10 protein-coding genes are annotated in these 6639 nt (G+C 58.4%); 1 reads left to right on the forward strand and 9 read right to left on the reverse strand.

Features of this window, described 5'->3' with window-relative positions; translation table 11 throughout:
* Window positions 1–94: 94 nt before the first annotated feature.
* Window positions 95–1609, reverse strand: a complete 1515-nt coding sequence (locus ACEW8G_RS02690; RefSeq protein ID WP_373486905.1) for a terminase TerL endonuclease subunit — start codon at window positions 1607–1609, stop codon at window positions 95–97.
* Between the two features lie 36 nt (window positions 1610–1645).
* On the opposite strand from ACEW8G_RS02690, the gene ACEW8G_RS02695 reads away from it, so the two are divergent.
* Window positions 1646–1951: a hypothetical protein gene (locus tag ACEW8G_RS02695; RefSeq protein ID WP_373486906.1), complete on the forward strand. Its 306-nt coding sequence runs from the start codon at window positions 1646–1648 to the stop codon at window positions 1949–1951.
* A gap of 271 nt (window positions 1952–2222) precedes the next feature.
* On the opposite strand, the gene ACEW8G_RS02700 is transcribed toward ACEW8G_RS02695, so the two are convergent.
* The 8 genes from ACEW8G_RS02700 to ACEW8G_RS02735 form a co-directional block, all read right to left on the reverse strand.
* A complete protein-coding gene (locus ACEW8G_RS02700) occupies window positions 2223–3293 on the reverse strand; it encodes an AAA family ATPase (RefSeq protein WP_373486907.1) in 1071 nt (356 codons plus the stop codon).
* A gap of 74 nt (window positions 3294–3367) precedes the next feature.
* Window positions 3368–3613: a hypothetical protein gene (locus ACEW8G_RS02705; protein WP_373486908.1), complete on the reverse strand. Its 246-nt coding sequence runs from the start codon at window positions 3611–3613 to the stop codon at window positions 3368–3370.
* On the reverse strand, window positions 3610–3867 hold the full coding sequence (locus ACEW8G_RS02710) for a hypothetical protein (RefSeq protein ID WP_373486909.1): 258 nt from the start codon (window positions 3865–3867) through the stop codon (window positions 3610–3612). Before ACEW8G_RS02710 ends, ACEW8G_RS02705 begins: the two co-directional genes overlap by 4 nt.
* Window positions 3864–4019 (reverse strand): hypothetical protein, encoded by a 156-nt coding sequence (locus ACEW8G_RS02715; RefSeq protein WP_373486910.1) that lies wholly within the window; start codon window positions 4017–4019, stop codon window positions 3864–3866. The genes ACEW8G_RS02710 and ACEW8G_RS02715 overlap by 4 nt, the downstream gene beginning before the upstream one ends.
* Window positions 4016–4207 (reverse strand): helix-turn-helix transcriptional regulator, encoded by a 192-nt coding sequence (locus ACEW8G_RS02720; protein ID WP_373486911.1) that lies wholly within the window; start codon window positions 4205–4207, stop codon window positions 4016–4018. The genes ACEW8G_RS02715 and ACEW8G_RS02720 overlap by 4 nt, the downstream gene beginning before the upstream one ends.
* 76 nt (window positions 4208–4283) lie before the next feature.
* Window positions 4284–4745: a hypothetical protein gene (locus ACEW8G_RS02725; protein ID WP_373486912.1), complete on the reverse strand. Its 462-nt coding sequence runs from the start codon at window positions 4743–4745 to the stop codon at window positions 4284–4286.
* On the reverse strand, window positions 4745–5995 hold the full coding sequence (locus ACEW8G_RS02730) for a tyrosine-type recombinase/integrase (protein ID WP_373486913.1): 1251 nt from the start codon (window positions 5993–5995) through the stop codon (window positions 4745–4747). Before ACEW8G_RS02730 ends, ACEW8G_RS02725 begins: the two co-directional genes overlap by 1 nt.
* Window positions 5996–6419: 424 nt before the next feature.
* The coding region (locus ACEW8G_RS02735; protein WP_373486914.1) for a transposase at window positions 6420–6639 on the reverse strand (220 nt) is incomplete at its 5' end.

A 6639-nucleotide genomic window follows, 5' to 3' on the forward strand; every position in this document is an offset into this window, starting at 1 on the left:
CCGTCGCGGTCCAGCGCCTGCATCCGCAGCGCCTTCCAGCGCGGGCCGCGTGTGACCTTAGCGGAGTGCCGTGCATATTCGCTGCGCTTGCTGTTCATCCCCATGCGATGCGCCCTCCCTTGTGGGACGGTCTGCCCATGATCCGCGCGCCTTCGGCAACGGCTATGACGGTCGCGGACGCCGCGTCGATCCGGCCCATGGACCGGGCTTTCGCCAGCTTGAGATTGTTCGCAGGATCGCGCAGCGTGACCGCATCAGCGAACGCAGATCGCAACAGCAGGGACGGACTGGTCTGGACCTTGCCGTCGAAGGCCGCGCGCCGGAACCGCTCGCAATCCTCACCGCCATCCTTGAACCCGAATCCGCGCCAGACCACCGGCGCGCGGATGCCCGCCCGGTCAATCGCCTCGCCAAGTTCGCTTTGCTTGTAACGATCCGATACCAGCGCCGCGACGGGTTCGCCCTCGATATGGTTCATCACCTCGATCAGCCACGGGGCAATCGGCACGGTCTGGTCGCCCAGCGTCGACAACTCGCCGCGCTCGTTCATCTCGACATAGCGCCCCTGCACCCCGTCATTCGCGCCGCGATCCGCGAGGTTCGGTTTGCTGGGGAAGGTGCCAAGCGCCTCAAGTCTGCCCGTCTCGGGCCAGTAGAACGCCGCCGCCGTCATGGATGCAGAGCCGCCAAGGTCGATACCGATGACGACCTGCCCCTTTCGCGGAGGCAGGTCGCCACACTCGCACCCAAGCCACTCGTCAACACTCAGGAGCACGTCACGGGTTTCCCCGCTGACGCGCTCGTTTCGGTTGTAGAGCCTAAAGGTTGTTAAAGTGCTTCCACCCCGCGCAATTGCCCGCCGTGCCTGCCCTTGCAGCCATTCCAGACTGGAACCGATACCTGCCGCCGCGCCGGGGTTCGCCTCTTTCAGCGATTCCAGATCATCCGCAGGCAAGCCCGGTGCAGGGCGATGTTCCTGCCGGTAAATGCCGGGTGCATCCTCGTCCAGCCACACAGAAAACGGGTGCGCATCATCCGGCGCAGATGTTGAGATGATCAGCGCCCGCCCGCCGCGCTTGCCCATGCCGGACAACAGCGCATGTTCCAGAGCGTCACCCTGATCCGCCGCCCAATGGCCGCGCTCGTCCATCAGGATCAGCGTAGGCGCAGACCCAAGCGCCGACTTGCCATCCGCCGCAATCGCCCGGATGAAATGCCCGCCGCCGTCACCGTCATATTCGATTTCGAGCCGTGGCGAACGCCGCACTGTGAACAGCTTCTGTTCATCCTCCGGCAGGGACCGCATGAAGCCGACTACGAAGTCAAAGGCGATGCGCGCCTGATCCCGCGTTCGCGCCGCAATCAGGATTTCACGCCGTGGCTGCGCGTCCCATTTGCCCATTGCCGCACCCAAGGCGATGCCAGCGGACAGAGCGGTTTTCGCGTTGCCCCTACCTATCGACAGAACCGCGACGTTCACGCCATCGGCCAGAGCGCCTCTGACAAACTTCTTCTGGAACGGTGCCAGCTTGATCAGTTCGCCAGCTTTTGGACCCTCTGGAATCCTCAGGCTTTCAAGGAAGCGGATTGCTTTGGTTGCAGTCCTCATGTCAGTTTCCAAACAAACTGGCAAAGCGAGGACAAGGTGACCGAAATAGAACAGCTACATAAAGAAATCCACGAGCTTAGAAGCGATCTAAAAAGTGTCGTGAGCTTAGTGAGAACGCACGCTAAACAACGAATGCTGATCGAAGAGTACCTTTGCCAAACAACCTCTCGGACAGGATGGACACAGGCGCAGAAATTCTTGGCGGCGCTTGTCCCTTTCTGGGGTTTCTTCCACCCTTTGCGGTTTCTTTCGGCGCAACCTTTCGAACTCTGGAAAGATGGAAAGTTAGAAGCCTTAACTGCTCGATTGAACCGTGAAGCTGAAATGACTGAAAGAGAATGAAGTGCCTTGAGAATTGACACTTTGAAGCACAGCGCGAACGCATAACCCCCACCCGCGACACCCCCCCGGCTTTGAAGATGGGGCATTGGGACCAGATAAGCGCCTCCGATGAACGTCACGTCAGGGCGCGCATCGCCTCTCAGGGCGTGCGTGCAGCCCCTAGGGGTATGGGGATGTGGTTGGCTAGGGGTTTGAAGGGGGGATACAGGGGGATTGCTAGGGGGTAGCGTAGCCCAATTGCTAGGGGGTTTGCAGGGGGTTTGCATGGTTGTCATTGGCCCGCCTCCACAATGTATGAACGCTGCCGAGACGCTGGCCCGTCCTTCTCAATCCTGATCTTGTCGGATGCCAGCAGCCCTTCCATCGCGGCCTTGAGCGCGCGTTTGGTCATGCCTTCATTGTCGGGATGCTCAGAGAAAACCTTCGGGGCGAAACTGCCGCCGCTCACATGGTTAACTTGCCTGCCTTGGGCTGTGAACGTGGCCAGCAGCTTCATGAACACGCGCTGCGCCTTGGCCCCCGCCGCCATCGCATCCAGCCCTTGAGCGGCCACCTCGGCGACGAACACGCCGTTCGTCCACTTCATATGCGTCTCGCCACCGACGCGCCCGTAGTTGGCCTTCATGGTGGTTAGGACGCGGCGGTCAGGGTCCATCTCATAGCCGCCATCCGTGATCCGTGACAAGTAGAGCCGCGAACGGACAGAGTTGTTCCACGCCGTGCTGCCTGAGCTGCCCGTGCCGCTTGCAAGGCCCGTCAAGGATGGATGCCCCAGCAACAGGACGGCGCAGTCCCGCTTGAGCGCCAGACCGCGCAGGATGCCGATAAACTGCCGCACTTTTGCCCGGTCGTTTTCATTGGCTGGATACACGTCTGCCAGTGTGTCGATCACGATCAGCGCCGGAGTTTCGTCCGCTGCCCTGCTATCGAGTTCCTTGAACAGTTCGGACGCCATCAGGGTCACTTGGCTCTCGACTGCCAGCAGCGCATCCTCGCCCGCCAATGAGCGCAGCGTCATCCCGGCTATGTCGTCATAGTTGCGACCCTCTGCCCTGAGGATATCGTCAACGCGCCGGTGCAGTTCGTCGTCGTCATCCTCTGCGCTCATGTAGATCACGCTGCCCTCAGACACTGCCTTGCCGATCCACTGACGCGCAGAAGACGCCGCCACCGCAAGCTGCAACGCCAACAGGCTCTTGCCGGTGCCACCATCGCCGGAGAACAGCGTCACCGTCTTTTGGGGGATAAGCCCACCCACGAGCCATTCGCGCGGCTTGACGGCCTTCCCCTTGAGCGATGCAGCCGAATAGAACCTGCTTTCGCGCTTCGGCGCAGCCTGCACTTTCATTGAACCCAATTGTGGCGGCGTTTCACCAGGGCAACCGTTCGCAACCCATTCCTCGAACGATCCATCCATCATGCGGCCTCCGAATCTTCGAGAGGCTCACACAGTGCCGCGTCGGCAACCTCACAGGCAGTTTCGTAATCCAGCGACTTGAGCGCCATGAACGCCAACGCGCCACGTTGGCGGGCCGTCAGACGCGCCGCGAGGATCAACGGCAGGCCAGCCCAGGCGTCGAAGTTATCCAACCATGCGGCGTAGCCTATGGCGCGGGACACCCGCTTGATATTGTCGGGAACGTGCTTTGCGATGCTGTTCATGCTGCACCGCCGATCCGGTCTAGCAGGTTGGCAACCCGTCGCAGGCTCTTGGCAATATCCTCAGCCTCGGCCAAGGTTATTTCAACATTTGGCGGAACGCCATTATCCCAGCTATCGGAATTGCAAACCTCGCTATCAACGAAGCTCTGGAAACGATCAGCAATTTCATGAGTCATGGTGCTGTCCGCCGCAGCGCTTCCGGCAAGCCCTCCTATCCGCAATGCCCATTCAACATCGTTCGGGGATATGCTCATGCCGCCACCCCGCAGAAATGGCGCAGGATTATTGCTGGCGCTCCGGCCCATTCCGCGCTATCTTTCGGGGCGAGCTGGACGACTTCAAAAGACTTGTTAGCGTCGGGTGCAGCTACCACTGCCCCGGCGTTTTTCTTTTCGGTATTGCTCATGCGGCCACCTCGGCCTGAGCGTCCAGCCAAGCGGATACGTCCGCTTCGCGCCAATAGCGGCGACGGGCGATGTAGATGGGCTTGGGGAAATTCAGCGCCGGGTCATTCAACCAGCGCCACAGTGTCATATCCGAGACGCCGCCTAGTGCATCACGCACCGCCGCCGCCGTCTGCAATTTGGTGGTCATGGGCCTACCTCGTTAGAACAGGTTAGGCCTTCCAATATTCACAGAAACAGGGTGAGAGCAAAAGGTTGCGCCGCACCTATTTTTTGGAAATAGGTTTCAGATCGTCCCCCCGGTAAAGCTCGATCAACTCTGCATCTGCACAACTGAGTGCCATACGTCTATAGTCGATCTTGATCTTGGCAAAGACTGCGCTCAAGGCTTGCTCCTCAGTTCGCGGAAAGTCTATTTGCCTAAGGTATTTGCGCGCCATTGTAGCAGATACCCCAAGCAAACATTCAATGTCGCGTTGAATGGCCTCTAATTTAGTCCAGCCATCCACTTCCGCACGCCAGAATCTAATCAGCGCCGCCTTTATCGGTTTTCCTGATCGGGGCTTTGGTCCGCGCGGCCCCTTCGGAATATTATCCCGAACAAATTTTGCAAGAAATTCTCGTTCAATATTGTTCAGATTGTTTTCCAATATAAGTTGCTCAAGTTGATCAGCATTGCCTCTTAAAAAGCGCTGTATCGCTGAATTTCGAAACTGACTAAAGTCCATCAAACTCGTCCGCCAATCCGCACCACGTTATCCGCCCGGCCTTCCACCAGATCGGACACAAAACGCGCCCATGCGTCTAGTGCATCGCGCTTTTCATCTGCGTAATCGTGCCGCTGATACACGCTCACAATGCCCCCTGCTGTGCCGCTCACATGATTTAGAACCGCCTCTGTCACGCGCACCGGGATACCCATTCGCGCCATGCCGGTTGCCGCCGTGCGGCGTAGATCGTGAAACGTCCAGTGCGGGATCTCCACCGACTCGCCGCGTTCGTCGCTGGCAATCTCCGCCATGCGTTTGGCAATGTGATTCCGGCCCTTGTGATAACCTTGCAGGGCGCTTTCGCCGGAAGTGGTGAACACATAGCCCGTATCTCCCTTGACACGCTCCACCGCCGCCAGAACGTCCTGTGCGGCCTCTGATAACGGCACGTCATGCGCGCGGCCGTTCTTTGTTCGGTCGGCGGTCAGGTGCCACAGATCGCCGCTTGCCTCACGGTCAGTCATGTTTACAACCTCACCAAGCCTTTGGCCGGTCAGCAACAGCATTTTGCCAAGATGCCCCCACGGCTGGCCCTCGCGGGTGCAGGCTTGCCAGAACCACCGGGTTTCATCATCGGTCAACACGCGGTCGCGGCTCTTTTCCTTGGCTACGGGTTTCACACCCATCGCGGGTGATTGGTCGATAATGTCGCGCTCGACACACCAGCTTAGAAACTTGTTCAGATAAGCCCGGACGCGGTTCGCGGTCACTACCCGCCCGCTATCCGCAATTCCGTCCAGCAGGTCGATCACGTCGCGCTTGGCAATGTCGTGAATGTCACGCTCACCCCAGATTGCCACCACATGCCGGTTCAACTCCCGCTTGACGGTTTCGCCGGATTTCAAGGTTGACAGGTGCCGCTTGCCGAATTGCTCCATAAGCGTCTTGATCTTGTCGCGCTCGGATAACTGCACCGCGATCCGTGCGGCCTTGGTCCGCTTCTTCGCTGCGCTCGGATCGTTGCCGTGGTCAACAGCCTCGATAGCCTCGGACGCGGCGGCGCGCGCATCGGCCAGCCCCACGACAGGCCAGCGCCCCAATGTCAGCTTCTTGGGCTTGCCCGCGTAACGATAGCGCAAGGCCCAGGATTTCACCCCACTCGGCTGGATCACGAGATAAAGCCCGGACAGTGCCGGGTCAGGTATTTCGCGGCGGTTAGTGTCCGGTTTCGCGGCTTCTATCGCCTTCGTCGTGAGTGCCTTCGCCATAGTCAATTTTTCCTCTGGGGTAACACTGGGGTAACAGATTGGCCGGTTTTGAGCCGTTACCCCAAGTTAGTATCAGAGACTAACAATGCAAGGAAATACTTGTGCTATATGAGTTTTTGCGCACCGATAGTTTTACAAAGTTAGGGACAGTTTGGACATAAATCTTGACTGTTAATCAATTGGTCGTAGGTTCGATCCCTACCGCCGGAGCCAATATATAAAAAAATCAATGACTTAGGGTGATTTTCGCCTGTCATTCCCGCCCGAGGCCCCTCTGTGCCCTTAAGCGTAGCATTTTGCTGCGCACAAAGAGTCGGAGATTGGTATGGGACGCATCGCCTATATCTCTAAGCGAGGCAACATATGGTGGTTTCGCCGTCGCTTTCCCGTTTTATTTATCAAGTCGTCACAAAATAGCCGAAAATCAGAGGTTTGTGTTGATCCTGGAACAATAGCGCAAGCTACGGGACACCTTGCAATAAGCCTCCAAACCTCGTCTCTCAGCGATGTGATTTTCCAGGTACTGAAGTACGATGTCTTCCGTGATGGCACCGTTGGTGGTTGAAAAATACCCCCTGCCCCAAAACCGGCAGCCCCAGTAGCGCTTTCGGATGGCTGGAAACTCCCGTTGCACCTTGTGGGAC

The sequence above is a fragment of the Blastomonas sp. genome, assembly GCF_041747255.1.
Lineage (GTDB): Bacteria > Pseudomonadota > Alphaproteobacteria > Sphingomonadales > Sphingomonadaceae > Blastomonas.

What these genes read in the sequence shown, in the direction of transcription:
- ACEW8G_RS02715 (WP_373486910.1), bottom strand. Translation starts at nt 4,019, where the DNA reads ATGAGCAATACCGAAAAGAAAAACGCCGGGGCAGTGGTAGCTGCACCC.
- ACEW8G_RS02690 (WP_373486905.1), bottom strand. Translation starts at nt 1,609, where the DNA reads ATGAGGACTGCAACCAAAGCAATCCGCTTCCTTGAAAGCCTGAGGATT.
- ACEW8G_RS02710 (WP_373486909.1), bottom strand. Translation starts at nt 3,867, where the DNA reads ATGAGCATATCCCCGAACGATGTTGAATGGGCATTGCGGATAGGAGGG.
- ACEW8G_RS02725 (WP_373486912.1), bottom strand. Translation starts at nt 4,745, where the DNA reads ATGGACTTTAGTCAGTTTCGAAATTCAGCGATACAGCGCTTTTTAAGA.
- ACEW8G_RS02705 (WP_373486908.1), bottom strand. Translation starts at nt 3,613, where the DNA reads ATGAACAGCATCGCAAAGCACGTTCCCGACAATATCAAGCGGGTGTCC.
- ACEW8G_RS02730 (WP_373486913.1), bottom strand. Translation starts at nt 5,995, where the DNA reads ATGGCGAAGGCACTCACGACGAAGGCGATAGAAGCCGCGAAACCGGAC.
- ACEW8G_RS02720 (WP_373486911.1), bottom strand. Translation starts at nt 4,207, where the DNA reads ATGACCACCAAATTGCAGACGGCGGCGGCGGTGCGTGATGCACTAGGC.